The sequence below is a fragment of the Sulfophobococcus zilligii genome (assembly GCF_055398255.1).
On sequence record NZ_AP042406.1, the window covers coordinates 823,354 to 846,848 of the forward strand.

A 23,495-nucleotide genomic window follows, 5' to 3' on the forward strand; every position below is an offset into this window, starting at 1 on the left:
GGTGTCTATAATTGGTTAAAAAATACGAGTTTGAATCATACTATGAATATCTATCTCCAGGATATACTCCTGACCCTGAAAACGATGTAATAGGAGTATTTAGAGTTACACCAGCACAAGGGTTTACTATTGAAGAAGTTGCTAGTGGTATTGCAGCTGAAAGCAGTACTGGTACATGGACTACTCTCTACCCATGGTATGACGTTGAAAGAGTTAAGAGATTGAGTGGTAGAGTATACGAAATACACGATTTAGGCGACGGCTCATACCTCGTTAAAATAGCTTATCCAGTAGAATTATTTGAAGAAGGCAATATGCCAGCTTTTCTAGCAAGCATTGCTGGTAATATCTTTGGAATGAAGAGAGCGGCTGGTTTAAGACTAGAAGATATATATCTACCCAGGAAATTCCTAGAGTACTTTAAGGGACCAAGCAAGGGGTTGAAGGGCGTTAAAGAAATATTCAAGGTATATGATAGACCAATAGTTGGAACAGTGCCAAAACCCAAAGAGGGCTATACACCAGATGAAGTAGAAAAACTAGCTTATGAACTACTCTCTGGTGGATTAGACTATATAAAAGACGATGAAAACCTCGCCAGTCCTAGTTTCTGTCGCTTCGAAGCTAGAGCAAAGGCTATTATGAAGGTAATAGACAAAGTAGAGAAGGAAACAGGTGAGAGAAAAGCCTGGTTTGCAAATATTACTGCTGATGTAAGAGAAATGGAGAAGAGGCTTAAATTAGTAGCAGATTATGGAAACCCGTATGTCATGGTAGATGTTGTAATAACTGGTTGGTCTGCACTAACCTATATTAGAGACAAGGCCGAGGAGTATGGTTTAGCAATACATGCACATAGAGCAATGCACGCCGCATTCACGAGGAACAAGTATCACGGTATATCAATGTATGTCTTGGCAAAACTATATAGAATTATCGGTGTAGACCAACTACACGTTGGAACAGCTGGAGTTGGTAAACTAGAGGGAGAGAAACTAGATGTTATTAGATATGCGAGAATACTGAGAGAAGAACACTTTAAACCAGACCCAGACGACCTATTCCACCTAGAACAACCAATGTACCATATTAAACCAGCAGTACCGGCATCCTCTGGAGGACTACACCCAGGTATACTACCACCAGTAATAGAAGCACTAGGAAAAGACATTGTAATACAAGTAGGAGGAGGTGTAATAGGTCATCCAGACGGTCCAAGAGCCGGTGCGGCAGCTGTTAGACAAGCACTAGAAGCAATAAACAAGGGTATACCACTCGAAGAATACGCTAAATCACATAGAGAACTAGCTAGAGCACTTGAAAAATGGGGGTTTACAAAGCCAATATAGTTTTATCCTCTTATCTTGGAATGTACTCATCTATTTTTGGATTTAACAATCTCGCTATTTCATAGACTACTGGCAGCTTCCACCAAGTCTTCTCGAGAGACCTCAATATACCAAGTATCCAAACTACTAGTATGCCAATCCAAATAATAGTTTCTACGAGTTTTCCAATAAATGGAATAATCAAGAAAATACTCGATACTATAGATGCTCCAATTATGCATAGAAAGAATGAAATAGAGAGATATGCCCAGTAAGATGAATACTTAGAACTTGGTTTGAGAACGAGTGCGAGTATTCCACCAATTAATGGTATCAACCAGGCAATAAACGCCCATATCTTTTCATCTTCACTTATATCGTGTGTACTCATCACTCTACACCAGTTGTGATTTAGAAGCGCCGGGGGCGGGATTCGAACCCGCGCGCCCCGTTAGGGGGCAGTGGGTCTCTTGGAAACCCACGCTTACGCTGGAATGGGCCTCAAGCCCACCCCCTTAGGCCGCTCGGGCACCCCGGCACTCATTATTATGGTTTTAGATATAGGAGAATATAACCTTTTTTACTTGTTGTTTCTACGTAGCTGTATATCTTCATTGCTTCTCTGGCAAGGTATTCGCCGCCTTTTGCTAGTACGAATTGGGCGAAGCCTTCTTTGACGAGGTGTTCTCTAGCCCCTAAAACAATGTCTTCAACTACTCTCATACCCGCTGAGAGTGGTGGATTAGAGTATATTGCATTGAATAAAATGTTTTTGACTGGTTCGTATCTATCTCCTTCTAAAACAACTATTCTTTCTTCAACATTGTTTATTTTCGCGTTTTGTTTTGTTGTTTTAACTGCTAGTGGATTTATATCTGTCATGTAGACTTTGAGTTTTGGATTTAGTTTTGCTACTACTATTCCTATTACACCGTATCCACAGCCTATGTCTAGTACTACTCCCTCGCTTGGTATTTTTATGTTTTCTAGTAGGAGTAGTGTTCCTTCATCCACTGATGAACCAGAAAACAGACTAGAATATGATATGAATTGAAATGTACGTCCATGTATGTAGAGTGGTATAATGGTTTTTCTACCGGGTGTTTTCTTGTAGTAGTGCATTTCTCGTCAGCCGCTACTGGCTTTTTGATTTCCAAGACTTGGGGTATATACCTCTCGGCATAATTACTCTTGTTGTTTTCACTACAATACCCTTATCCATTCTAGCAATTTCGTCAGCGTTTTTCAATGCTTTTCCAAGAGCTACTAGTTCACCCTTCAATGTGTAAATAGCAACTGTTTTACCAGCTTCTACATTGCGTGTTAACATAGACACTCCTGGTGCAGCGAGGTTTGCACCGTGTGCAATAGCGTCTACAGCGGTGTCTAAAACAAGTATTTTGGGGAGGTGTGCTGTTGAAACCTCGACTGGTAACACGACTTTCTTTAAATATCTTTCATCGCCCCTGGTTCTCCATAGATAGAGGGCCTCGCTTACTTCTTGTAGAGATACTAGTGTTTCATCTTCGCGGAAGGGCCCTGTACGCGTCCTTCTCAGTTCCCTCATGTGTGCTCCAACGCCGAGTATGAGGCCAATATCGTGTGCTAGCTTCCTCATATATGTACCAGGGTCGCATAGTACTCTGAGTAGTAGGAATTTGTCTTGGACGTCTAGGATTTCTATTTCATATATTGTCTTGACTCTAATACTTCTCTTCACGCTTGATCTAAGTGGTGGCCTCTGATAAATTTGACCTTTAAAGTACTCGACTACTTCTTCGACTTTCTTTCTCTCTACTAAATCGTGTAGTTGAACAACCATTACGTATTCTTTAATACTGTGAATAACGTTTCCAATAACCTTTGTACTACTAGCTAGCCCTACTGGGAGCACGCCGGTTACTTTGGGGTTTCCCCGCCCCGGTCTCAAAGGACACGGGGCTCTAGGGTTCCTCCATGACCCGCTTTTTCCACGTTGAACATTCTTTTAATCCAGGCTACAACTTCATGACTTGTAGGTCCTGGTGGTTTATCTAGGTTAATTACTCCAAACTCTACATGATCAGTTGGTTTTCTTTCATATGGTAAAACACCATAGTCTGGACTAGTGTCAGATTCCCTTACAACAATCCATTCATTTACATATCCTGCTCTACTAGTGATTAAATCTAGGAATTCAACTCCTTTTTCTCTTAGTCCCATTTGTAACACCTAGAATTATAATGTATTCTCGGAGGAAATAACGTTATTCTCGTAGAAAAATATTGTTGTCTACGAGGATGTCTATATTGGTGAGAATTTTGGCTTAATTACTTCTTTCATGTAGTCTACTAGTCCAGCTTCTTGGATAGCTTTTAATACTTCTTCATCGCTTGCTCCACGGTGGATTTTAATAGCCTTGTCTGTTGGTTCGAGGTGTTTAATGTTTGCTTTTCTCCTTTTAACACCACTTAGTTGTTTTGGACCTGTTACTAATACAAAGTTTTCGTCTATGATGTCTACTATTACACATTTTCTACCTGCTTCTCTACCAGCTACTTTAACACATATTCTTCCTATTTCTATCGCGGGCATAATCAACACCCCTTAGTTTCACTCTATAGTTTATCTTCAAGTGCTTTTTTAATAATTTCAAATGCCTCTTTAATACCAATTTGTTTGGTGTTTATAACTATGTCGAATATGGAGAGGTCGTTTATGTCTATTCCATAGAATTCAATAAAGCGTTTCTTCTGGGCGTGTTCTCTTATAACTGTTTCTCTAAATGCTTCTTCAATGGATTTATTGTCGCGTGATGCTATTCTCAGTATTCGTAGTGTTAATGGTGCTGTAATATATATTCTATAGTCAACCAAGTCGTTTACAATCCAAGCAGCGAGGTGTCCATCAATCACTATATTGTCTTCTCTAGCCATCTCGTATGTTTTTCTATCTACTTCTAAATCTATACTTGGATCTCTAAGTGCAATTATACTTAGCTCTTCTAGGCTTAATCCTCTCTGTTGGGCAATTTCTCTAAAAATCCGCCCAGCCGAAAAATACTTTAATCCATAGTGTTCAGCTATTAGTTTAGCCTGCGTTGTTTTACCGCTACCGGGAGGACCGCTAATAACAATTCTAACCAATAATAAACCCCTCTAGGTAGGGGCTGAATTTATATTAGGAAAAACTAGTGTGTTATAGATGTTCTAATAGCTTCTCTTAGTCCACGTGCCAAGCACTTGGGGCAAATAAAGCCGCCATAGGGTCTCTCAGGTCTTTTTTCCGTCTTGGCTAGTTTGGCGAGTAGAGATGGTTTTAGTGCTGGTACTCCATTTAATTCTGCACCGCAAATAGCACACTTTGCTTTACTGGTTCTCTCTGGTTTCTCGTAGTGTATTACTGGTTCTCCACTTGGTATTCTCCTAATGATTCTCTTCCAACTCCTAGTTCTATACATTGGTCTTGGCACGTGTAAACACCTCAGTATCAACTCTGTTTTCAATGATTTACGTTTCAAGGGCTTTAAAATATTTCCCTATTGTCTCTCTAGTTTTAACTCTCTGGTTACAGGGTAGACTGTGAGTGCTAGTGCTAATAAGATTATAATAGTGGATGGAGTGTAGAATTTACCACTCTCTTCATAAGTGAAAAACGGTATTAATACAGGTGTTTCCACCAGGTAGAGTCCGTAGTGGGAGATTACTACTAGCTCTGTAAAAACCATTAGTATATAGATAGCCATGAATACCGCGATATTAACCAGTGTTAGCTTTAGCATTCTTCTTCTAAATTCTCTTAGGTATGGTCTATACTTCTTTAGTCTTCTATAATCACCCTTTGTAGATACTCTTTGAGGAACTTTTTTAGCCTGCTCGTATAGTGCGAGTAGGTTTTTATAGTAATGTGTTTTCTTTATAAGTCTAAATATAACGATATAGAGGATCATAAAAACGAAAACTATAAATACCAATATAGAGGCGTTCATCGCCTACTCTCCAATCAATCTCTTCAACATTGGATATGCTTCGAGCGTTCTCTCATATGCTATTAATGCATAGTATTGCTGCAATATACCAACAGATAGTAGTAGTCCTGTTCCACTGCCATATACGCCTAGAATATCGGCTGAAATAGCTATTAATGCAATAATAATCGATGATAGTATTGTTAGTGGATAAATATACTTGGCTAGTATTTGCTCTAGTACTTTTGGATTCCTCCTGAAACCAGGTACTTCAAAACCACTTTCAATTAATTGCTCTGCTTGTGTTGCAGGATTCAACCCGGCTACCTCGACCCAGAGCCATCCAAACAACATGGCGAATATTATAACTAGTATACTGTAGACTACTAAGTGTGCTGGGTCTGATAGAGCGCTGAGTAAGCCGTTGGGTGCTGCTAAATAGTATGCTAGTCCACCAACCAGTCTTCCGCTGGCATCATACTTAGCTAGTAAGTCTGCTACTACGCCGGATCCTATGTATGTCCTGGTTATTGTTGCAAATACAATTATGTTGGAATACAATATACCAATGAACAATATTGGAATGTTTGTTACATAGAGGAATTGCAGTGGGATTCTTGTTTTTATAGTTTGAAGTCTGGGTGATGTTATTGGTATTTCTACTCTAACGCTTTGTAGGTAGATTAATAATATAATCATTCCAAAAGTAGCAATTAATCCAAGTAGGTCTCTACCACCAGGTCTAACTAATACATCAGTGATAGATCCACCTTTACTCAAAGTCTCGATCATGTGTGGTATTAAACCGACGTATACTTCCTGTACTTTTATAGGGCTAAACATATCCCAGAATATAGTAGTTGCAACACCTGCTAGAATAAATAGCGATACACCCGAGCCCAGACCCCACCCTTTCTGTATCATTTCATCTAGCATCATTACAAATAGTGTTGCAATAAACAATTGTATAGCTACAACTACACGTATCACTGGTGTAGCTGTACATGCAAATACCGGGTGGCCGGCGTAGTCCCAGTATCTACATGCAAGTACATACATTGATGCCTGTACTCCTGCGAGTATTAATGCTAGAGTTTTCTGTGCTCCAGTGAATATTTTACGTCCTTCTGGATCGGTGAGATCAATATTGATTAGTTTAGCACCTGCTAGAATCTGCATTATTAGACCAGCTGTCACTATTGGTCCTATACCAAGCTCCATTAGTGTACCACTGTGTGATGCGAATACTACTTGTAGTAGGAGGAGTTGCTGCTGTTGTGTTGCCTCCCATGGAACGCCGTATAGTGGTGTATGAGCCATTAAGAGGTATAGAGCTAGAGCGAGACCCGTCCATGCTAGTTTCTCGCCTAGTCCTACGTGTCTCTTGGGTTTTGGCGCGCTTGGAATATACTTTGCTATTTCATACATTGCCTTTAATACTCCCATTCACAGCACCCTTTCTAAGATACCTTTATTACTGATTTACTAGGAGTTAATAATTACTTCTAAGGGATAAAATAAGTAATACTATGGTGTAAACAGTTAGTATTGCATAGAGTTGTAGGAGTAAAGCAAGGATTTCCATTGGAATTACGAGTTGTGTAGAGTTAAAATAAACTAGGTTGATTAGGCTTCAACTGGTTTTTCAAGTAGTACTACTGTTCCTCCTGCTTCTTCTATTTTCTTCTTTGCTAGTTCGCTCATAGACTTTGCTATTACTTTGAGTGGTAGTGTTACTACTCCCTCACCGAGTACTTTGTCGTAGCCTAGTTGAATAGTGTCTATTACTATGAGGTCTCCTTCTTTAACAGCCGTGTTTCTAGCTATTAGTGTTTTTGCTAGTTCGTTTAATTCTCCTACATTAATGGTTTTTATGTGTCTATACTTCTTTACTTGTTTTACACTGACAAATCCGTGTTTGCCATACCAGTTTGGTGCATACTTTATTATCCAGATGAATTTGTGTTTGTGGAAGCCTACAGCTCCAAATCCTCCTCTTGAACCACTCTTTCTGTGTTGCCCTACTCTACCCCAACTCATTGTTCTTGTTCTTCCACGGAGTTTTCTAGACTTCTTTTCTTTTCTAACTACCATTTAAACCACCCGGCCTAGAGCATTTTCTTAATTAACTCGTTTATGGCGGGGCCTCTGTATCCCGTCTCCCCGCCTTGTGTAATAGGTTTCTTTATAGTTCTCTTAAATCCTCCTCTTGGTGGGTGTAGTCTAAATACTGGTTTTATAAGGTTGTCTACTTTGTGAAGCATTATTTTACCACTTAGTATTGCATCTGCTAGTGCTGGTATACCGCCTTTTACTCCTAGCTCATTGAATTTGGAGTCTACGTAGTCGTCTGTTAGTTTTTTACCGCCGGGAATTCTACCTCTTGCTTTTAAGAGTTGTATTAGGGTTTCTCTGTCTATTTCTCCCCAGGTGACCCAGTCTTTTACTTTCTCTAGCATGCCTTGTAGTCCGGGAAGGTTTGAGGGGTATATTACGCAGTGGTATTTCTTGTGGAGTCTGAGTAGTCTTAGTGTATACTCGACGTCGTATGGTGTGTTTACAGTGCCGCGTATTCTAATTATTGCGTAAACAGGTGGATTGCTACTCACAGACTTCACCTACTCCAATCAATTGGCGTTGTAAACTTGTAAGTATTGTGTAGGGCGTTTACTACTGCTTTAGCATAGTTTAGTGTTGTCCTTGTGTGACCGAATGATTGAGACCAGACGTCGCTTATACCTGCTAGTCTAAGTATGGCTTTTGCAACATCTCCTACTACTAGTCCTGTTCCACGTGGAGCGGGCTTTAATATTATTTCAACACTGCCTGATTTACCTTGAACCATGTATGGTACTGAGTGTGGCTCGCTACACCTGCACTCCCAGCTTCCACAGCCTCTTCTAATGGGGGCAATGTTTAGTTTTGCATCTCTAATAGCCTTGGCTAGTGCTTCAGTGTATTGTTTTGCTTTTCCTATTCCTATCCCTATAAATCCTTCTTCGTCTCCTACAACTACTACAACTTGGAATTTGGTTCTTCTACCGGCGTCAGTCATTTTCTGGACTATTTTGGCGTCGAGTCTTACGTATTTGAGGTTTGGAAGCAGGTAGTCTACTATTTCTGGTTCAAGTAGAGGTAGGTTTTTCTCGAATACTTCTTTTAAACTCGTTATTTTACCCTCCATTACGAGCTTGCCGGTTTTTGTTCTGGGAACCCATTTCTCGAGTGCTTGTTTATCAATAGCAGGCATGGGAGTGTAAGACATTTATCTCACCCTTGAACACCATAAGCTTTTAAAATAGCTTTTTTAACTTCTTCAAAGTGCTCGGGGAGTTTTTCAGGGTCTAACCCCTTCTTTAGATACTCGGAGAAGCGTATTTCAAGCTTGTTTTCCTCTCTTAGTATTTTAGCGTATTCAGCTATGTGTTTACCAGTTATTCTATCCTCGCTTGGCGCTATGTCTTCACTCATTGGGACTTTTAATCCAGCATCATTAGCTGCTTTTATAGCTGCAAATACAATAGCGCCTTTTGTAGGTCTGTGTAGTCCAATATCTGGTACAGCGTATTCTATTCCTTTTTGACGTGCTCTTAGAGCTGCCAGTAACCCTGTTAGATAAGCAGCTGAGGTATTAGCTGTTCCAGCCTTCCATCCAAACTTTGTTACTAGTTCTCTAGAGTGTGCTGCTGCAATTGTGTAGTCTCCTTCTGGTCTAGCTTCTACTATCTGTACCAATATATACTTATTGGTTTTTCTCACAACGAATCTCGGGTGTTTAGAGAGAACCATTATGTATCTCTTGTAGTAATTAGTCTTGCCCTCTCTACGCCTTCTTTTTGGTACTTTGTATCTAGGTCCACGCGCCATTTATAAGCCACCTCTACTTCAAGTCTTTTACTATTCCATGCTCGCGTAGGTAGAGTTTTAGAGCTGAGAATGAAGAGAAGTATCCGCCTTTTGCAAGCATGTATAGTCTTCTATAAGTCTTTTTATCAATGATTTTCTTGTCGCGTAGATATCTTAGAAACACTCTCATTTTTCTAATTCTATTAATCCACTCGTCTTTATCGCCGCTTCTAGCGATCTTACTACCCTTGCGTTTACCGTGTCCACGTCTGTGGCCTTTCTTCCTCTTTTCATGTCTTATCTTTGAGCTTGTTCCTGCAATACCGTGTTCTGGTTCAACCCAAATAGCTCCTTCATCAATTAGCTTCTTGACTTCTTCTCTTGTTATTGCCTGTGCAACATCGCTGAGGCGGGCTGGATCAACACGTATTCTTGAAACTCCCACGCCGAGTATCTCGGCGGCTAAGCGTTTTTGAAGTGTTACATCAGTCATTCAAACCACCTGGAAAAGCTATATTCTTGGTGGATTAGCCACCTTGAAGCCTTTCTCTATTGCTACTTTATAGATTTCAATAGCCTTTTTTAATCCAACATCTCCGCCAATGTACACAATGTGTTTTCCTGGATTGTACTTGTCTAACTCGTTAACGTTGTGTACTATAACTGGTTCTAGCCCGGTTGGGTGTAGTCCCCGTACGATTGCTGGACCTCTATAACCTATTTTCACTATTGGTGGATATCCCTTGAGTTGAAGTCTCATTTTGTTGTCTATTCCTTTTGGTTTTCTCCATTTTGGATCATTTTTGAATTTTGCTTTCTTCCACCACTCGTGTCTTAGAAACTCTGGTCTCTTCTGCTTCATTTTTTCTCGTAGTTCTAGATAGTATTTAAGGTCTTTTTCCTGGTTTAAGCTCATTCAACAACACCTCTTTCATAGATGTAAATTCCATCCATGAAAATTCTTCTATCAAGATCCCTTATCTTGGTAGCTCTTTCTAGAGAAGCAGCTGTTAATCCTACTTCTTCTATGTCTATACCCTCGACAATAATGTCTGTGCCTTGTACTTTTACTTTTACATTTCCATAGATTTTTGCTATTCTATCTGCTTTTTCGCCGAGGAAGTTCTTTATTCTAATAATCTTGTTCTTTTCATCTACGACAACTGTTACTGGGAAGTGCGAGTAGATTACTTTGAGCTTGTATCTATAGCCCTTTGTAACACCAGTTATCATGTTTCTAATGTGTGCCGCTATTGTTCCAACTAGTGCTTTTAGTTTTCTATCAGCCATAAATGCTTCTACAATAACTTTGTTTTCTTCTACTCTTATACCTACTCCTTTAGCGTGGCTAAAGTCTTTTACTATTTCGCCTTTTGGTCCTTTAACTCTAACTTGCAACCCATTTACTTCTACTGAAACACCATTGGGGATTTCAATGGTTTCATAAACGTGGAGAAGCTTGGGCATAAAACCCACCTAGTAGCAGTAGGCTATTAATACACCTCCTATTTTCCTCTGAATCGCCTCTCTATGAGAGAGTACTCCGTATGGTGTTGAAACAACTAGTATTCCAATGTTGTAGGCTGGTAGGAATTTTCTCAACCAGTGTGGTGGGTTAACGAGGTCTTGGTATTTAACACTATATCTTGGTTTTATAACTCCTATTTTGTTTATTCTTCCAAGTAGTTGTATTCTTATTTTACCCCATCTACCATCATCTATATACTCGAATTCGCCTATGTATCCTTCTCTCTGGAGTACTTTTAACACGTTGAGTATTAGTTTTGAAGCCGGCCAGGTTACTACTTCTTTCTTAGACCTCATTTCAGCATTGTATATAGTTGCAAGCGTGTTTGCAAGTGGGTCTATTGCAACCATATGTGTCACCTCTAGTTATACTTCTTAAATCCCATTGAATAGGCTATTTCTCTAAAACACTGTCTACACAGGTATAGCCCGTAGGCTTGTATAACAGCGTCTTTAGAGCCACATCTCCTGCATTCTTGTACTCCACGACCATATTTGTCTATTCTTGGTGGTTTATACTTAGCCATAAGCATACACCCTACGACTCAACTATTTCAACTCCAAAGAGTTTTTTAAGCAATATCATTGCTTCCAACTTATTTACTCTATGTCTCTTTGGAACATGAGAGCGGCAACGCCTCCTCCTCATTACTCTATAGCCGGGTTTTTCAATTGTAATGCAAACATCCATTCCAAATATACCGATTTCAGGGTCGTATTTAACACCTGGTATTTGAATGTGTTCTTTAATGCCGAAGCATACATTACCAGCGTCGTCAAAGCTCTCTGCTTTAATTCTATATCCAACGGCTTCAAGTGCTCTCTTGAGGAAGCTCACGGCTTTTTCTCCTCTTAGTGATACACTTACAGCTATTGGTTCTCCCTTCTTTATACCGAACTCTTTAATTGTCTTTTTTGCTCTTCTAAAACTTGGTTTTTGACCAGTTAGCTCTTCAAGAACTTCGGCAATTTTCTTTAATCTCTCGAAGTTTGAGCCTATACTGACATTTACTGTTACCTTGGCTAGTTTTGGTTTTCTCATCGGGTTTTCTTCCCATTTCCTAGTAATTTCTGCTTCTATTTCAGGTGTTATAATGGGCATTTTACCATGCACCCTCGGGTAGTGTTATAACTGGTTTATCTCTGCCTATGGGGAATACGTATTCAATACTTGTTTGGAATATGTTTCCATATTTGTCTTGTAGTGTTGCAATATACTTTCTTCTCTTTAAAGCACCTGGAATAATCTCGACTATTCTACCTACTCTTCCAACGTTTCTACCACCAATGACTATTGCAATAACTCCTTTTTCTAGTGGTATGTAGTCTACTATTTTATTGTCTACTAGCGATACTACTACTGTACCTAGGGTTTCATATGTGTCTTCAACAGGGTTTTTGGGGTCTGAGACTTTGACGATGATGTTTCTACCGTCGTGTAGGTTTAACTGGATGTGTCCTCCTTTTACAGTTGTCTTGTCTTCGATTCTACATGGTTTGATTCTGGCTTCCTCCGGAGTGTTCTTAATTAATCCTAGAACCTTGGTTGGTACAGGTATTACTCTATATATCTCGCCTGTCTTTGGTATTTCTAATACATCCATAGGTCCAACAGGGTATTTGTAGTTTCTTCTTACTCTACCATCGACTTTGAAGTGTCCTTCAGCTATTAGTCTTCTCGCTTCTCTACCTGTTTTAGCATACTTTAAGATATCTCTGACTATTATGAGGAGTGGTATACTTCTCTCTATTGGATGTGGTCCTGGAGATGGTTTAACAGTCCACTTGTATTCCTTTCTTAGAATTGGCCAGAATGCTGGTGCTGCAAGTGCTTTTAAATGCCTACTTCCACTACCCATAACTACTCACCCCTCTCCTCGCTCTGTTCTTTTAATTCTTGTGAAGCAGATTTCTTGCGTCTCTCAATGATTTTAAGCCTGTATTTATCGGATAAGTCGAGTTTTACAATCATTACTTTACTTGGGTGTATTGGGTAGTAGACTGGTGTGCCATCTGCTTTCTTTATTTGTACCCCTTCAACGTATATCCTTACGCGTTTAAGATCTACTTCAACAACTTTTCCTTCGTGTCCCGCGAAATCACCACGCATTATTCTAACAACGTCGCCTACTCTAACAGGTAGTCTTTTTACACCGTATTTCTCGGCGAGTTCTTTGGATAGTTTAGCATTAAACAATTTGTGTCTAAGGTGTAATGGCATATTGTATAGTGCTTTTCTCTGAGCAGATGGTTTAGAAGAACTTGTCATGGGCATGATGGTCACTCCTCTACACAATAATTGATGCTAAGTTAGCAATTTGTGGCCATCTCTCAGCTGCTTCACGTGCAATAGGTCCTCTTATCTCAGTTCCTTTTGGTGTACCTTCTGGTGTTAGAATTACAACGGCGTTGTCTTCAAATGCTATCCATGTACCATCGGGTCTTCTATAGGGTCTTCTCTGTCTTACAATTATTGCCTTGAAGATCTTCTTTCTCATTTCTGGAGTACCCTTCTTTACGCTGACTACTACGAGGTCGCCTATTCCAGCTGGTGGAATTCTCCTCAATCTGCTCTTGTATCCAGGTACACCAATAATTAGTACTTCTTTAGCACCACTATTGTCGGCTACTTTAGCTCTAGACATTACTTGGAGGCCGGTGTTAACATGTCTTCTTGAATATGCGGGTTTTCCTGCTACTGCTCTCTTTGCACCCATTACCTACCACCCTCACCGCGTTTTACAACTCCAAGTACAACGAAAGCAATGGTCTTGGATAGTGGGCGTGTTTCACCTATTAAGACTTCATCGCCTTCATTTACGTCGATGCATGGTGGGAGTCTAGCGTGAATGTTTTTCCTGCGTTTTTCATATCTCATGAATTTTGGAACATAGTGTAGATATTCGTGTCTAACGACAACAGCTCTCTGCATTTTCTTCTTTACAACAACTCCTCTTAAAATAATGCCTCTTACTTTTAAGTGTCCATGCCATGGGCATTTCGGGTCATTACAAGTCTTTTCTGGTGGATTAACACCTGGAATTCCAATATTTCTAACTCCACTAGTTGAACTCATACGTATTCACCATTTAGCTGTAAGCACTCTCTTTAATCTATCCCATGGTCTCCCAATTATATCAATGCCCTTTATAATTACTTTCTCCCCATGGGGGAGCTTAAACTCAAAAACACCATTTTCTTTGAAAACACGTATTTTTTTACCATCTGGTTTCTCAATGATAAGTGTTTTTAGAGTTTCATCTACTACTATTCCTTCTACTCCAATGAGATTTGGATCTGTGTATTGGAGAATCTTTATTTTTAAACCAATTAATTCATGGAAGTATATATTTCTAGCATTTATTGGCATCACTGTTTCGCTCTCCTTTTCTCTTCGTTTATTATTGTAAGTATACGGGCAATGTCTCTCTTGGTATTTCTTATTTTAGCAGTGTCTTTCAATAACCCCATTTTTGCTTGAAGTCTAAGTTTTATTAGTTCTTGTCTTAGTTCTTCTAGTTTTCTCAATCTCTCCTCTGGGCTCATTTGTCTTATTTCACTGGGCTTCAACTGCTAACACCCAGTTCTTGTTTTAACTTCTCTATTTCAGAAGGTGGAAGTTCTTTCAATTCAATTTGGTCAGGTAGTCTTATACCAGGTTTCACTATTAAGACCTCGACACCGAAGATACCGGGTTTTAATAGTGCTCTAGCTACTGCTCTGTCAACGACGTAGTCTACTGGGTCGCCAGCTTTGTATATCTTGCCAGCTTTTAGTTTTTCATATGTTGCTCTCTCACCGCGTAGTTTACCGCTAATGGTTATTTCAACTCCAACTGCGCCGGCTTCCATTACTCTTCTAATCATGTACATCATTACTCTACGGAATGGTATTCCTTTTTCGAGTGCTCTTACAATTCTATATGCTACTACTCTAGCGTTGAGGTCTGGGTCTGTAACTGGTGAAACAGTTATATTTACGTTTTCTAGCCCGAAACGTGTTTGGAGTATAGATGCTATTTTCTTTAGTATTATTCCTCCACGGCCTATTAGTCTACCCGGGTATTCAGCGTATATTACTACTCTGTGGCCTAGTGGCGTCTTGTATAATTCTACATCTGCATAGCCAGCGTCTTTGAAGTAGTTTGCTAGGAACTCGTCGATCATTACTTTTCTAAGTCCATATGTTAGGAAGTATTCTTTTACGCGTGGACCAATACCAACCATGTTATCCAACCTCTTTTACTATTACTTCGAGGTGTGTCATTCTCTTGTATTTAGGAGTAGCTCTTCCGAAAGCACGTGGCATATATCTCTTTAATGTAATTCCCTTGTGTGCAGCTATGTGGTATATTACTAGTTTAGATGGGTCTAATCCCTTGTTTTCAGCGTTTGCTCTAACGTTTTTCAATACTTCAAGTGTGTATTTGGCTCCTTTAACAGGGTATCTACCAATAGGCCACTTGAATCTATCGGCTAGCCCTCTCTTGTGGCTTAGTTTTCCAGTATACCTCTTGAATGGAACTGCTTGTTTGAGTTTAATGACGTCTTCAAGGAATTTTATCGCGTCATCTAGCTTCATACCCTTAATAGTGTTTGCTATTTCCCTCATGTACTTTATAGATACTGGAATATCGTATCTAACGGCTTTCGCAATTTTTGATTCATCTTCTAGTTTAACTGAGTAGTGCCATGTAGGCATATTCTACACCTACTTTACAGCTACGAATCTACTGCTCTTTGTTGCCTTTAATCCAGGCTCTCCGTGTGTAACCTTCTTTGTTGTTGGACTGAATTCTCCTAGTCTATGACCAATCATTTCAGGAGTTATTTTTACAGGTATGTATTCTTTGCCGTTGTATACAGCTATTGTTAATCCAACCATTTCGGGTAGTATTATCATATCTCTAACGTGTGTTTTAATAACGGCTTTCTTGGCTAGTTCTGGGTTTTTAATTACCTCTCTAATTCTAGCTAGTAGTTTAATCTGTGCTTTAGTGAATCCACGCTGTAGACTACGCCTCTGTCTGGCTGGAAGCAACTGTGCAAATTCGTCGAGAGACATATTGAGTAGTTCTTCTAGGGTCTTACCTCTATACTTAAACTTCTTCCATTCTGGGGGCATGTCTTGTAAGTGTGGTGGTAGAGTGCTCAAATCAATCACCATGTATAAGCATGCCTCTACATATAACACTTGTTAAATTCTTAAAAAGTTTATGATTCATGTTATGCCCCTGCCTTTCTACTACCCTTACCTCTACCAGTCTTTCTAGCTGCAATGTGTCCGACTTTACGTCCTGGTGGAGTGTTTCTAGCAACTGTTGTTGGTCTACCAACGTGTCTACCTCCACCGTGTGGGTGTGCAACCGGGTTCATTGCTACACCGCGTACTCGTGGCCACCATGTACTCTTAGCTTTATACTTGTAGAATGCTGCGCCTGCTTTGAGTAGTGGTTTTTCTAGTCTTCCACCGCCAGCTATTACTCCAATAGTTGCACGTGCTTTGCTAGATACTTCTACTACTTTGCCACTTGGTAGTTGAATCTTTACTTTGTCTCCTGATTTGCCTAGAATAATTCCATATGTACCGCTCGACCTAGCATATCTTCCTCCATCTCCAGGGTTTTTCTCAATGTTTGAAATTTGTGTACCCTCGGGGATTGCTCCTACTGGTAGGATATTGCCATTGGCGATTTCGGCGTTGGGGCCTATGGATATTACTTGTCCAATGTATAATCCCTCGACTGCTGGAATATAGAATACTTGTCCTGTTTCTAGTTCTACTTCTGCTAGTGGGACCCATCTACCTGGGTCGTGTATTAAATCTCTAACTATTGCCTTGTATGTTTTATCTGGGTCTAGTGGTGGATACCTCGCTGGAGCAATGTGTAAGTGGTCTGGTGTTCTCCAGGTTGGTGAACCCCTTCCCCTCCTCTGTACAATAATCCTCTTACCCATAGACTACACCTCTACATAATACCTAGTTTTGAAGCCACCTCTGATGCTTTGAATTCGGGTTTTAACTTTACATATGCCTTCTTTTCTCCTTTAGGTGTAATTAGCGTTCTAACTTCTTCGACTTTGACATTGAATAAGTATTCAACTGCTTTCTTAATATCGTGTTTACTTGCATTAATGTCTACTATGAAGGTTAGTGTGTTCTGCTTGTCGATTAATCCAAGTGCTTTTTCGCTCTGTACTGGTCTTATAATTATCTTTGCTAATCTATCTACTTCGCTACTCATATATATACCACCTTGTATTTCTCTGCAATTCCATCTAGTGCAGACTTGGTTATCACCATGAGTCTACCGGGTACACCTCCTGGTGCGAGGTGTAGAACGCTTAGATTGCCAGGTGTTGCAATATCTACACCTGGGAAGTTTCTAACTGCTTTTGCAAATGGTGATTCATAACTATTCAATACAAATAGAACGCTTCTTGGTTCAACGTATCTCCTACCCCTCATTTTTCCTTTACCAGACCTTATTCTTATTCTCTCATAACTCCTCTCTATATCGCTCCACACTCCTATTTTCTCGAGGAATTCTCTTGCTTCTTTAGCTTTAGAATACTTGTTTTCTACTTCGTCGACTAGTATAATTGGGAGTTTATCTACGTTGAATACGTGTCCTCTGCTCTTAACTAGTTCTAGTCTAGAGGTTGCTGCTAGTGCAGATATAATTGCTATTATCCTCTCGTTTTTGTTTACTTCTTCATGAATTCTTCTATCTGGTCTTGGTGGAAATGCTATGTGTCCTTTTCTCGTTGATACAACAAATCTAGCTTCACCAGTTGGTAGTCTTGGTACTCTTGCTAGTCCGTATCCAACTCCCCAGTATTTAGCTGTTGTTCTCTTACCAGCTAGTGGGTCTCTTCCTTTTGGTTGTAGCATTGCTGTAAAAGCTGAGAGGAATGCTCTATTTATAATGTCTTTTCTTATTGGGTAGTAGAATAGTTCTGGTAGTTCTATTTCACCTATTTTATTGCCTTCTGCGTCGAATAGTGGTGCTAGTAGTTTAATGTTTCCGAGGTGTGGGTCTTTTACACTTAGTATTAATCTAGACATAGCTATGCACCTTGCTTGCTTTCAAGACTTAGATATGTGATTTTTGGTGGTGTAAGTGGAAGCCATTTTAGACTTGGTCTTATTGGGTGTCTGAGTATTAATAATCTCTTAGCTGGGCCTATAGTGGATCCTTTAACAATAATGTATGGTCCGTATATTAGACCATAGTGTAGGAATCCTCCTTCAACAACTACTTCTGATCCATTAACGCCCATTTTAATTATTCTCTTATTGTACTCTGTTCTCCTGTGGAAGCCCATTTGACCAGCTTGTGGAACCTCGCTCATAGAGTATGTGAAAGCCGGGCTTCTAGCACCGACTTTTCTACTACCCTTTCTATGCTTGTGCCATCTTGGTAGTTCTTTGACTCCAAACCTCTTTATTGGGCCTTGGAATCCATGTCCTTTTGTTACACCGATTACGTCTACGAATTGTCCTTCTAGGAATACATCAGCTGGAGTTAAGTATGAGCCGAGTATTTTCTTGGCGTAGTCTATTCTTTCATCTATGGATTTACCATGTATCTTTATCTCAACTATTTCTGGTTTCTTCTTGCCGATACCTGAAAGTACTGGTATTGTAGATACTATTGCTCTAATATCAGCTATGTCGCCGCTAAACACTTTCTTGTAGTCTTCCTCGCTGTATTCAGGTATGAATTTAAACCCGTATTCTCCACTGGGGTCTGGTTTAACTAGGCCGTGGTTGAGTTTGTGTAGTCCAGCCAGGTATTTTCTAACTACTTCTCTTGGTGATAGTTGCCATAGTGGGTTGTTGGTGTATAGCTCGCTTGCTTTTAAAACGGCTTCAACTGGGTTGGCCCATACTTCTCCAATAGTCTTTAAATCGCCTTCGTGGTCTTTAGTGTATGCTCTTATTCCAATTACTACTATTGGTGGAGCATCGAGAATTGTTACAGGAGTGAATACTTCTTTACCAGTAGACGGCGTGTTTGGTCTGTCTTCAATTATTATTGCATGTGTCATGCCGGCTTTGTAAACTGGATAACCGAGTAGAGTGGGCCGTGGAGTTATTCCCTTGCTTGAAGCTTCAGAACCATATTTCTCTAATACGAGTTCAAACCAGCTTTTCTCCGGCCAAGACCTTACTTTTGGTGTGAGTTCCTCAGCTCTCTTTCTAGGTCTTACTCCTAAACTACCATGTCGTGGTGCTTCTAGTTTTCTATGACCCAATTCTATTCACCTTTATACTCCTAACTCTGTAAGCACACACCCAACGCTCTACTAACTCTAGTTACATAGGTTTTTATATTTCAATCAGCTATTTTCAATCACACAGCCCTTAAAAAAGCATTTACTACTCCGAGGGTAATTATTAATGCTTCTTCCGTCCTCACGGAAACCACTTTTTGACCCGGTACGGTATTCCACGTGTAATCAATGAATTTTGAGAGATCTATTCCCTCTTGCTCACTAATCTCGAATAAATCGTATTTAGGGCTTCCAAACAGTATGGTTGTTGTACTCCCACGGATTTTCCCTACTTCTTCTCTCGACACAATCTTCCCCTTTCTATCAGTTGCCACGATGTACCTGGAGACTCGTCTACTCTCTTCGAGTGCTCTGTAGAGAGAGTTGGAAAATGAGAGGCGGGGGCCTGTATAGACGAATTGATTAGTGCATTCAACAAGTCGTTTTTCAACATCTACTACTCTAACCAGGTTGAATTCTTTTTCTCTACACTCGTTTATAGGAGTATATGGTAGTTTGTCGCCGATTAACGCTTTCAACTTGTTGTTTTCCATATAGATATATCCTATTCTCAATTCTCCAATACGTGGTTTTCTACTTACATTAAATACTTCTAGTCTAATAGGTGGAAGCATACCAACATACTTCAATGTTGGTTTGAGTGGAACTAGGTGTTTTCGTAGATATGGTGGTGTAAAAAAGTACTCCCAGTGGTCAAGAATGAGTTTTCTGTGTTCTTCGAATTCTTCTATTGGAGTATCTGGTTCTCTATAGAAAACTACTTCGTAAACACCAAAAATCGATGTCCAACGTGCTACCTGGTGTATTCTAATAGATTTTAAAAGTAGGTGGTGTTCAACTGAGAGAATACTTGTTGGTAGAACAACGCGGAGGACTGTGTTAAAAACACTATTCATTAAACTACACTCTACCCGCTAGACTTTGATGGTTTCTTTGATTCTTTTTCTCTTGGTTTGGATTCTTCTGCTTCTTTCTTAACTGTTTCTTTAACCATAAAGATTGTTGTTCTCTGTCTTCCACCCATGTAAACCACCTTTTTGTCTCAATGGAATTTGATACTAATAAGTATTATCGTGGTTTCTCTATGTTTGTCTATTATTTATTTTTAAATCAAGGATTTTTACTGGCTTTACCTCTTTGGTTGAAGCATTAATATATACTCCTTCTCCAACTCCGAGTTTAGGTATTAGATTGCTTGTTTCTCTAGGTATATTGAACGCCTCTATAACTCTCAATATGTACTCTCTATTCCTAGAGCCGAATACGATTGCTGTATGTATGTTTTCAAGTATGTCTTGTGGTATATCCATGGGGCTTTGTGTTGATACTACTACTCCTATTTTTCTACTTCTACCTTCACGTACAAGTTCTCTGAGTGTTCTAAGCTCTATTATCCTCCATGCATCGTCGACAAAGACCACGGTGTTTGCATCAAAATTGTTTTTCAATAAGTGTCTTAGTATGCCAATGCATATTGCTACATAAGCGTTTTGAAACGCTATACCACGGCCTTCAACATTGAATACTACTCTCCCTTTTTGAAGTAGTTCAATTATACTTCCACTGCTATCTGTAAATAATTCTCTAAATGGTCCTAGCACGCTGACTGTTACAGTAGTTAATACTTGATTGTTTTCTTCTATTTCATTTAGTGCTTTGAGTACTGTTTCCTCGTTGAGGCCGGCTGCAAGTGATAATGCCTCTGTAACTAGAATTTTCCAGTCGACGCTATCTATACTTGGTGGTTTATTCAATACATTTATAGGTGTTTTATCGGGGGTTGTGATTTCAACTAGTTCTGGTGGTAGGTATCGTGAGAGGTCTCCTTTGAAGTCGAAAGCAACTATCTTCATTAAATCCTCTGAGACTAGTTGTTTAATAATTGATGCTATAAGTGTTGTTTTCCCCTTGCCAGTCGGCCCTATGACTACTAGGTGTTTGTATAGTTCACTTACTGGTATTTCAACTGGGTGATTGGTATCTAATTGGAAGCCAATTAGTATTGTTTTGTCGAGTTTTGGTGGTTTATCTACTAGTAGTGGTTGGAGGATTGAGAGTTTACTTAGTGGTACTTCAATGGGTTTAACTACTGGTTTATCTAGTAAGCCTAGTAAGCCGAGTAGAAACCTGGTTATCTCGCTTCTACCTGCTTTTTCTAGTTTTAATCCATATGTATCTCTAAAAGTACTTGTAATGAGAGATTCATAGTATTCAGCCATGGATTTAGCTGATTCTAGGTTATTTGCTTCTATTCTAACTACGAGTACGAGAACTGTTTTTACAAAGGGTTTACCACTAGCTATCTCTGTGTAGAGTCTACGTAGTTTTTCTAGTTTTAGATTTGTTTTTACTCTTTTTGCTTCATCTCTACTAGACTCCAACTCGGCTTGTATATTGAGGATTTCATTTGTAATCTTTTTGAGTAAGCTAGTAGTGTCAATGTTTTCTTTTTGTATATAGATATAGGTGTTTCCAGGTAGACTCTTTAAGAGTGCTTTATAGGATTCAAGTAGACTCCACGCGTTTTTCTCGTCGAAGTCTGCTTCCAACTCTATATCTCTACACACTAGAAACCTATTGAGTACAACTAGGTTGTGGTTGAAGTAGACAATGAGGTCTGGAGGGTCTAGTTTAATCCTAGAGATGCTTCTCGCTGCCTCTTGGAGTAGTATGTCGTCTAGAAGGATCAGGATTTTTTCAAGTAGTTTCATATTTCTTTTTCACCTTATACGATAATAAGAGTAGTGTAATGAGTAGGAATACTAGTGGAAGGGAATTTAGGCTTCCTTCTTCTATAATGATGATAAGAGTGTGGATTAGTATTATTGTAATCAACACTAGTGTTATGTTCTTCAAGCTAATACCCCGTGACAATTCTTGCAATACTGCTAGAAGTTCCTCCTAGTAGCCTGGCGAGGCTTAGCGATGCTGTAAACAATATAGTGATGTAGATTATGGGGAGAACAGTATACTCTATAAACAAGTAGACGGCTGAAAACAATATGTTTTCAGGGCTGTATATGTCTACTTCGAGTGTTTTTACAGCGTATGGAACAATGTCTACTTGTAGTGGGGTTGTTTTATACCAGTTGATGTTTACTCTAATATCGTATACACCTGGATCAAGCTGGAGGAAGTAGGTTTTAAATTCTACGTTATACCATTTGGATTGATTAATGAGTAGTATTTCAACTGGGGTTTCATTTATGTGTAATTGTAGAGTGTCTCCTGCTTCAATGTATACTTCTAGTTCTACTCTACTAGTTGCTTGAATAGTTATATTTAGCCATTCACGACTTTTACTCGAATTGAGTACTTTGAATTCACCGGTTAAATAGATTATTCTATTGGGGGCTATTGACAAAGCATTTGGCAATACCAATGTTAAACTCTCGTGGTTTTTAACACCTGTAATACTCGTAGTGTATTTATAGCCGGGTGTATGTAGTTCAATTATGTGTTCTCTACAGGGAAATCCATGGAATAAATCTATAACGAGTGATCCATCGCTTCCAATAAGATATCTATATAGTAAATCCTCGTCGTAGCCTTCGAGAACACTGTATCCAACAGGGTTTTCCATAGTGTCTAAAACTAGTAGCTTGATAGAGCATATGTCTTCGTTATTTAGTAATACATATCCTGCTAGTCCGGTCATTGACTCTATAAAAAACGGCATTAGTGGAAGACATGTTGAGAAAACAATAACTACTCCTATAATAGTTGAACCAATACTACGTGTAAGTCTAAATGGTACTGCGTGTAGTACGAGTCCTATAGCTAGGAGGAATTCTGCACCATTATGTATTATCGAAGATAAATAGCTAGTTGTAGCAATAGTTGTAAGAGATGTAGTAATCAAGCTGATAACGTGGTTTAAAAAACTATTTGTGAGAAATCCCAGCCCCGATCTAGACAACAATACACCCAATCCCTTAAAGGCAACAAAGAGCGATAATAATACACCAATTCTCTCTGTCAACCACGAAGTATAACTAGCCCAGTCAACACCGAGTATAAACCCCACGTGTTCTATTGTAGCAAGGAGTATTCTATATGAAAATACTAGAACAGCAGAGAATAAACCATCAGTTATTAAACTCCTACCTAGTTTTTTAAGCGAGAGAAATGGTAGTGGAAGTGCTTTGAGAAATACACCAGTGACATATGTGAGAACTGAGAGGTAGAATGCCAGCTCGAGAAAGTCCATTGAAACACCACTAGAAACTATGGCATTGACGGAGGTTGAGGCATTGGGAGATTAATAGATGATGCAATATATGCTATTACAGCAAAAATCGTTGTACCCATAGCTAGCCAAAATGCAGCCCAAATAGCATCTTCAATAATCTTACTACCAAGTTTTTTAACTCTAAGAAATGGTATTGGTAGACCTTTAACAAGCCATCCAACAACCCATGATAATAGAAAAACAAACCATGCAATAACAACAATAGTTGCAATAAGACTTCTTATAAATTCAACTAGGTCCATTTAACCACCCAGATAAAGAAGCAAACCTAGTTTTAAGAGGGGGTAATCCGAAAC

At 39.4% G+C, this 23,495-nt stretch carries 38 protein-coding genes and 1 tRNA gene; 1 reads left to right on the forward strand and 38 read right to left on the reverse strand.

The features are described from left to right. Positions 1-11 precede the first annotated feature (11 nt). Complete coding sequence (rbcL, locus tag ACZ5YP_RS04600; RefSeq protein WP_464834599.1) at positions 12-1,349, forward strand: type III ribulose-bisphosphate carboxylase; 1,338 nt, start codon at positions 12-14, stop codon at positions 1,347-1,349. A gap of 10 nt (positions 1,350-1,359) precedes the next feature. On the opposite strand, the gene ACZ5YP_RS04605 is transcribed toward rbcL, so the two are convergent. The 38 genes from ACZ5YP_RS04605 to cedA1 all read right to left on the reverse strand — a co-directional run bounded on the left by ACZ5YP_RS04605 (position 1,360) and on the right by cedA1 (position 23,441). Beyond that, positions 1,360-1,719: a DUF4870 domain-containing protein gene (locus tag ACZ5YP_RS04605; protein WP_464834600.1), complete on the reverse strand. Its 360-nt coding sequence runs from the start codon at positions 1,717-1,719 to the stop codon at positions 1,360-1,362. Between the two features lie 27 nt (positions 1,720-1,746). Beyond that, positions 1,747-1,866 (reverse strand) — tRNA-Ser (locus ACZ5YP_RS04610). 8 nt (positions 1,867-1,874) lie between these two features. Further along, entirely contained in the window at positions 1,875-2,450 is a 576-nt protein-coding gene (locus tag ACZ5YP_RS04615) for a class I SAM-dependent methyltransferase (RefSeq protein WP_464834601.1), read from the reverse strand. Positions 2,451-2,463: 13 nt separating this feature from the next. Beyond that, a complete protein-coding gene (locus tag ACZ5YP_RS04620) occupies positions 2,464-3,222 on the reverse strand; it encodes an RNA-guided pseudouridylation complex pseudouridine synthase subunit Cbf5 (RefSeq protein WP_464834602.1) in 759 nt (252 codons plus the stop codon). A gap of 32 nt (positions 3,223-3,254) precedes the next feature. Then, on the reverse strand, positions 3,255-3,530 hold the full coding sequence (locus ACZ5YP_RS04625) for a tRNA pseudouridine synthase A (protein WP_464834603.1): 276 nt from the start codon (positions 3,528-3,530) through the stop codon (positions 3,255-3,257). An 81-nt stretch (positions 3,531-3,611) separates the two neighbouring features. Further along, positions 3,612-3,902, reverse strand: coding sequence for a 50S ribosomal protein L14e (locus tag ACZ5YP_RS04630; RefSeq protein ID WP_464834604.1), 291 nt, complete (start codon positions 3,900-3,902; stop codon positions 3,612-3,614). Positions 3,903-3,925: 23 nt separating this feature from the next. Then, positions 3,926-4,453 carry a (d)CMP kinase gene (cmk, locus tag ACZ5YP_RS04635; protein WP_464834605.1) on the reverse strand — a complete coding sequence of 176 codons (528 nt, stop codon included), beginning with the start codon at positions 4,451-4,453 and terminating at the stop codon, positions 3,926-3,928. A 44-nt stretch (positions 4,454-4,497) separates the two neighbouring features. Then, complete coding sequence (locus tag ACZ5YP_RS04640; protein ID WP_464834606.1) at positions 4,498-4,779, reverse strand: 50S ribosomal protein L34e; 282 nt, start codon at positions 4,777-4,779, stop codon at positions 4,498-4,500. A gap of 66 nt (positions 4,780-4,845) precedes the next feature. Beyond that, on the reverse strand, positions 4,846-5,256 hold the full coding sequence (locus ACZ5YP_RS04645) for a hypothetical protein (protein WP_464834607.1): 411 nt from the start codon (positions 5,254-5,256) through the stop codon (positions 4,846-4,848). A gap of 42 nt (positions 5,257-5,298) precedes the next feature. Then, positions 5,299-6,720 (reverse strand): preprotein translocase subunit SecY, encoded by a 1,422-nt coding sequence (gene secY / locus ACZ5YP_RS04650; protein ID WP_464834608.1) that lies wholly within the window; start codon positions 6,718-6,720, stop codon positions 5,299-5,301. 180 nt (positions 6,721-6,900) lie between these two features. After that, positions 6,901-7,368 carry an uL15 family ribosomal protein gene (locus tag ACZ5YP_RS04655; RefSeq protein WP_464834609.1) on the reverse strand — a complete coding sequence of 156 codons (468 nt, stop codon included), beginning with the start codon at positions 7,366-7,368 and terminating at the stop codon, positions 6,901-6,903. A gap of 14 nt (positions 7,369-7,382) precedes the next feature. Beyond that, positions 7,383-7,883 (reverse strand): 50S ribosomal protein L30, encoded by a 501-nt coding sequence (locus ACZ5YP_RS04660; RefSeq protein WP_464834610.1) that lies wholly within the window; start codon positions 7,881-7,883, stop codon positions 7,383-7,385. 5 nt (positions 7,884-7,888) lie between these two features. Continuing rightward, positions 7,889-8,539 (reverse strand): 30S ribosomal protein S5, encoded by a 651-nt coding sequence (locus ACZ5YP_RS04665; protein ID WP_464834611.1) that lies wholly within the window; start codon positions 8,537-8,539, stop codon positions 7,889-7,891. Positions 8,540-8,544: 5 nt separating this feature from the next. Beyond that, positions 8,545-9,141, reverse strand: a complete 597-nt coding sequence (locus tag ACZ5YP_RS04670) for a 50S ribosomal protein L18 (protein WP_464834612.1) — start codon at positions 9,139-9,141, stop codon at positions 8,545-8,547. A gap of 13 nt (positions 9,142-9,154) precedes the next feature. Further along, complete coding sequence (locus tag ACZ5YP_RS04675; RefSeq protein ID WP_464834613.1) at positions 9,155-9,613, reverse strand: 50S ribosomal protein L19e; 459 nt, start codon at positions 9,611-9,613, stop codon at positions 9,155-9,157. 18 nt (positions 9,614-9,631) lie between these two features. Continuing rightward, a complete protein-coding gene (locus ACZ5YP_RS04680; protein ID WP_464834614.1) occupies positions 9,632-10,036 on the reverse strand; it encodes a 50S ribosomal protein L32e in 405 nt (134 codons plus the stop codon). Further along, on the reverse strand, positions 10,033-10,587 hold the full coding sequence (locus ACZ5YP_RS04685) for a 50S ribosomal protein L6 (RefSeq protein WP_464834615.1): 555 nt from the start codon (positions 10,585-10,587) through the stop codon (positions 10,033-10,035). Before ACZ5YP_RS04685 ends, ACZ5YP_RS04680 begins: the two co-directional genes overlap by 4 nt. Positions 10,588-10,596: 9 nt before the next feature. Next, positions 10,597-10,998, reverse strand: a complete 402-nt coding sequence (locus ACZ5YP_RS04690; RefSeq protein ID WP_464834616.1) for a 30S ribosomal protein S8 — start codon at positions 10,996-10,998, stop codon at positions 10,597-10,599. A gap of 11 nt (positions 10,999-11,009) precedes the next feature. After that, positions 11,010-11,174: a 30S ribosomal protein S14 gene (locus ACZ5YP_RS04695; RefSeq protein ID WP_464834617.1), complete on the reverse strand. Its 165-nt coding sequence runs from the start codon at positions 11,172-11,174 to the stop codon at positions 11,010-11,012. Between the two features lie 11 nt (positions 11,175-11,185). Continuing rightward, positions 11,186-11,749 (reverse strand): 50S ribosomal protein L5, encoded by a 564-nt coding sequence (locus tag ACZ5YP_RS04700; RefSeq protein ID WP_464834618.1) that lies wholly within the window; start codon positions 11,747-11,749, stop codon positions 11,186-11,188. A 1-nt stretch (position 11,750) separates the two neighbouring features. Then, positions 11,751-12,506, reverse strand: coding sequence for a 30S ribosomal protein S4e (locus ACZ5YP_RS04705; protein WP_464834619.1), 756 nt, complete (start codon positions 12,504-12,506; stop codon positions 11,751-11,753). A 2-nt stretch (positions 12,507-12,508) separates the two neighbouring features. Next, positions 12,509-12,922 carry a 50S ribosomal protein L24 gene (gene rplX, locus ACZ5YP_RS04710; RefSeq protein ID WP_464834620.1) on the reverse strand — a complete coding sequence of 138 codons (414 nt, stop codon included), beginning with the start codon at positions 12,920-12,922 and terminating at the stop codon, positions 12,509-12,511. A 13-nt stretch (positions 12,923-12,935) separates the two neighbouring features. Next, positions 12,936-13,364, reverse strand: coding sequence for a 50S ribosomal protein L14 (locus ACZ5YP_RS04715; RefSeq protein WP_464834621.1), 429 nt, complete (start codon positions 13,362-13,364; stop codon positions 12,936-12,938). After that, a complete protein-coding gene (locus tag ACZ5YP_RS04720; RefSeq protein ID WP_464834622.1) occupies positions 13,364-13,723 on the reverse strand; it encodes a 30S ribosomal protein S17 in 360 nt (119 codons plus the stop codon). The genes ACZ5YP_RS04715 and ACZ5YP_RS04720 overlap by 1 nt, the downstream gene beginning before the upstream one ends. 6 nt (positions 13,724-13,729) lie before the next feature. Further along, the gene (locus tag ACZ5YP_RS04725) at positions 13,730-14,017 is read right to left on the reverse strand and encodes a ribonuclease P protein component 1 (RefSeq protein WP_464835951.1); all 288 of its coding nucleotides are present in this window, start codon (positions 14,015-14,017) and stop codon (positions 13,730-13,732) included. Beyond that, positions 14,017-14,193: a 50S ribosomal protein L29 gene (gene rpmC, locus ACZ5YP_RS04730; protein WP_464835952.1), complete on the reverse strand. Its 177-nt coding sequence runs from the start codon at positions 14,191-14,193 to the stop codon at positions 14,017-14,019. The genes ACZ5YP_RS04725 and rpmC overlap by 1 nt, the downstream gene beginning before the upstream one ends. A gap of 20 nt (positions 14,194-14,213) precedes the next feature. Then, positions 14,214-14,873, reverse strand: coding sequence for a 30S ribosomal protein S3 (locus tag ACZ5YP_RS04735; protein ID WP_464834623.1), 660 nt, complete (start codon positions 14,871-14,873; stop codon positions 14,214-14,216). 1 nt (position 14,874) lies between these two features. Next, positions 14,875-15,348, reverse strand: coding sequence for a 50S ribosomal protein L22 (locus ACZ5YP_RS04740; protein ID WP_464834624.1), 474 nt, complete (start codon positions 15,346-15,348; stop codon positions 14,875-14,877). 9 nt (positions 15,349-15,357) lie between these two features. Next, on the reverse strand, positions 15,358-15,771 hold the full coding sequence (locus ACZ5YP_RS04745) for a 30S ribosomal protein S19 (protein ID WP_464835953.1): 414 nt from the start codon (positions 15,769-15,771) through the stop codon (positions 15,358-15,360). A 101-nt stretch (positions 15,772-15,872) separates the two neighbouring features. Continuing rightward, positions 15,873-16,604 carry a 50S ribosomal protein L2 gene (locus ACZ5YP_RS04750; protein WP_464834625.1) on the reverse strand — a complete coding sequence of 244 codons (732 nt, stop codon included), beginning with the start codon at positions 16,602-16,604 and terminating at the stop codon, positions 15,873-15,875. 11 nt (positions 16,605-16,615) lie between these two features. Continuing rightward, complete coding sequence (locus ACZ5YP_RS04755) at positions 16,616-16,891, reverse strand: 50S ribosomal protein L23 (protein WP_464834626.1); 276 nt, start codon at positions 16,889-16,891, stop codon at positions 16,616-16,618. Continuing rightward, on the reverse strand, positions 16,888-17,715 hold the full coding sequence (gene rpl4p, locus ACZ5YP_RS04760; protein WP_464834627.1) for a 50S ribosomal protein L4: 828 nt from the start codon (positions 17,713-17,715) through the stop codon (positions 16,888-16,890). Before rpl4p ends, ACZ5YP_RS04755 begins: the two co-directional genes overlap by 4 nt. Positions 17,716-17,717: 2 nt before the next feature. Beyond that, positions 17,718-18,908 carry a 50S ribosomal protein L3 gene (locus ACZ5YP_RS04765; RefSeq protein ID WP_464834628.1) on the reverse strand — a complete coding sequence of 397 codons (1,191 nt, stop codon included), beginning with the start codon at positions 18,906-18,908 and terminating at the stop codon, positions 17,718-17,720. A 98-nt stretch (positions 18,909-19,006) separates the two neighbouring features. Beyond that, positions 19,007-19,843, reverse strand: coding sequence for a putative RNA uridine N3 methyltransferase (locus ACZ5YP_RS04770; protein ID WP_464834629.1), 837 nt, complete (start codon positions 19,841-19,843; stop codon positions 19,007-19,009). 186 nt (positions 19,844-20,029) lie between these two features. After that, on the reverse strand, positions 20,030-21,658 hold the full coding sequence (locus ACZ5YP_RS04775) for an ATP-binding protein (protein WP_464834630.1): 1,629 nt from the start codon (positions 21,656-21,658) through the stop codon (positions 20,030-20,032). Next, entirely contained in the window at positions 21,645-21,803 is a 159-nt protein-coding gene (locus tag ACZ5YP_RS04780; protein ID WP_464834631.1) for a hypothetical protein, read from the reverse strand. The genes ACZ5YP_RS04775 and ACZ5YP_RS04780 overlap by 14 nt, the downstream gene beginning before the upstream one ends. A gap of 1 nt (position 21,804) precedes the next feature. After that, entirely contained in the window at positions 21,805-23,157 is a 1,353-nt protein-coding gene (locus tag ACZ5YP_RS04785; protein ID WP_464834632.1) for a hypothetical protein, read from the reverse strand. 17 nt (positions 23,158-23,174) lie between these two features. Then, positions 23,175-23,441 carry a DNA import protein CedA1 gene (gene cedA1, locus ACZ5YP_RS04790; RefSeq protein WP_464834633.1) on the reverse strand — a complete coding sequence of 89 codons (267 nt, stop codon included), beginning with the start codon at positions 23,439-23,441 and terminating at the stop codon, positions 23,175-23,177. Positions 23,442-23,495 lie beyond the last annotated feature (54 nt).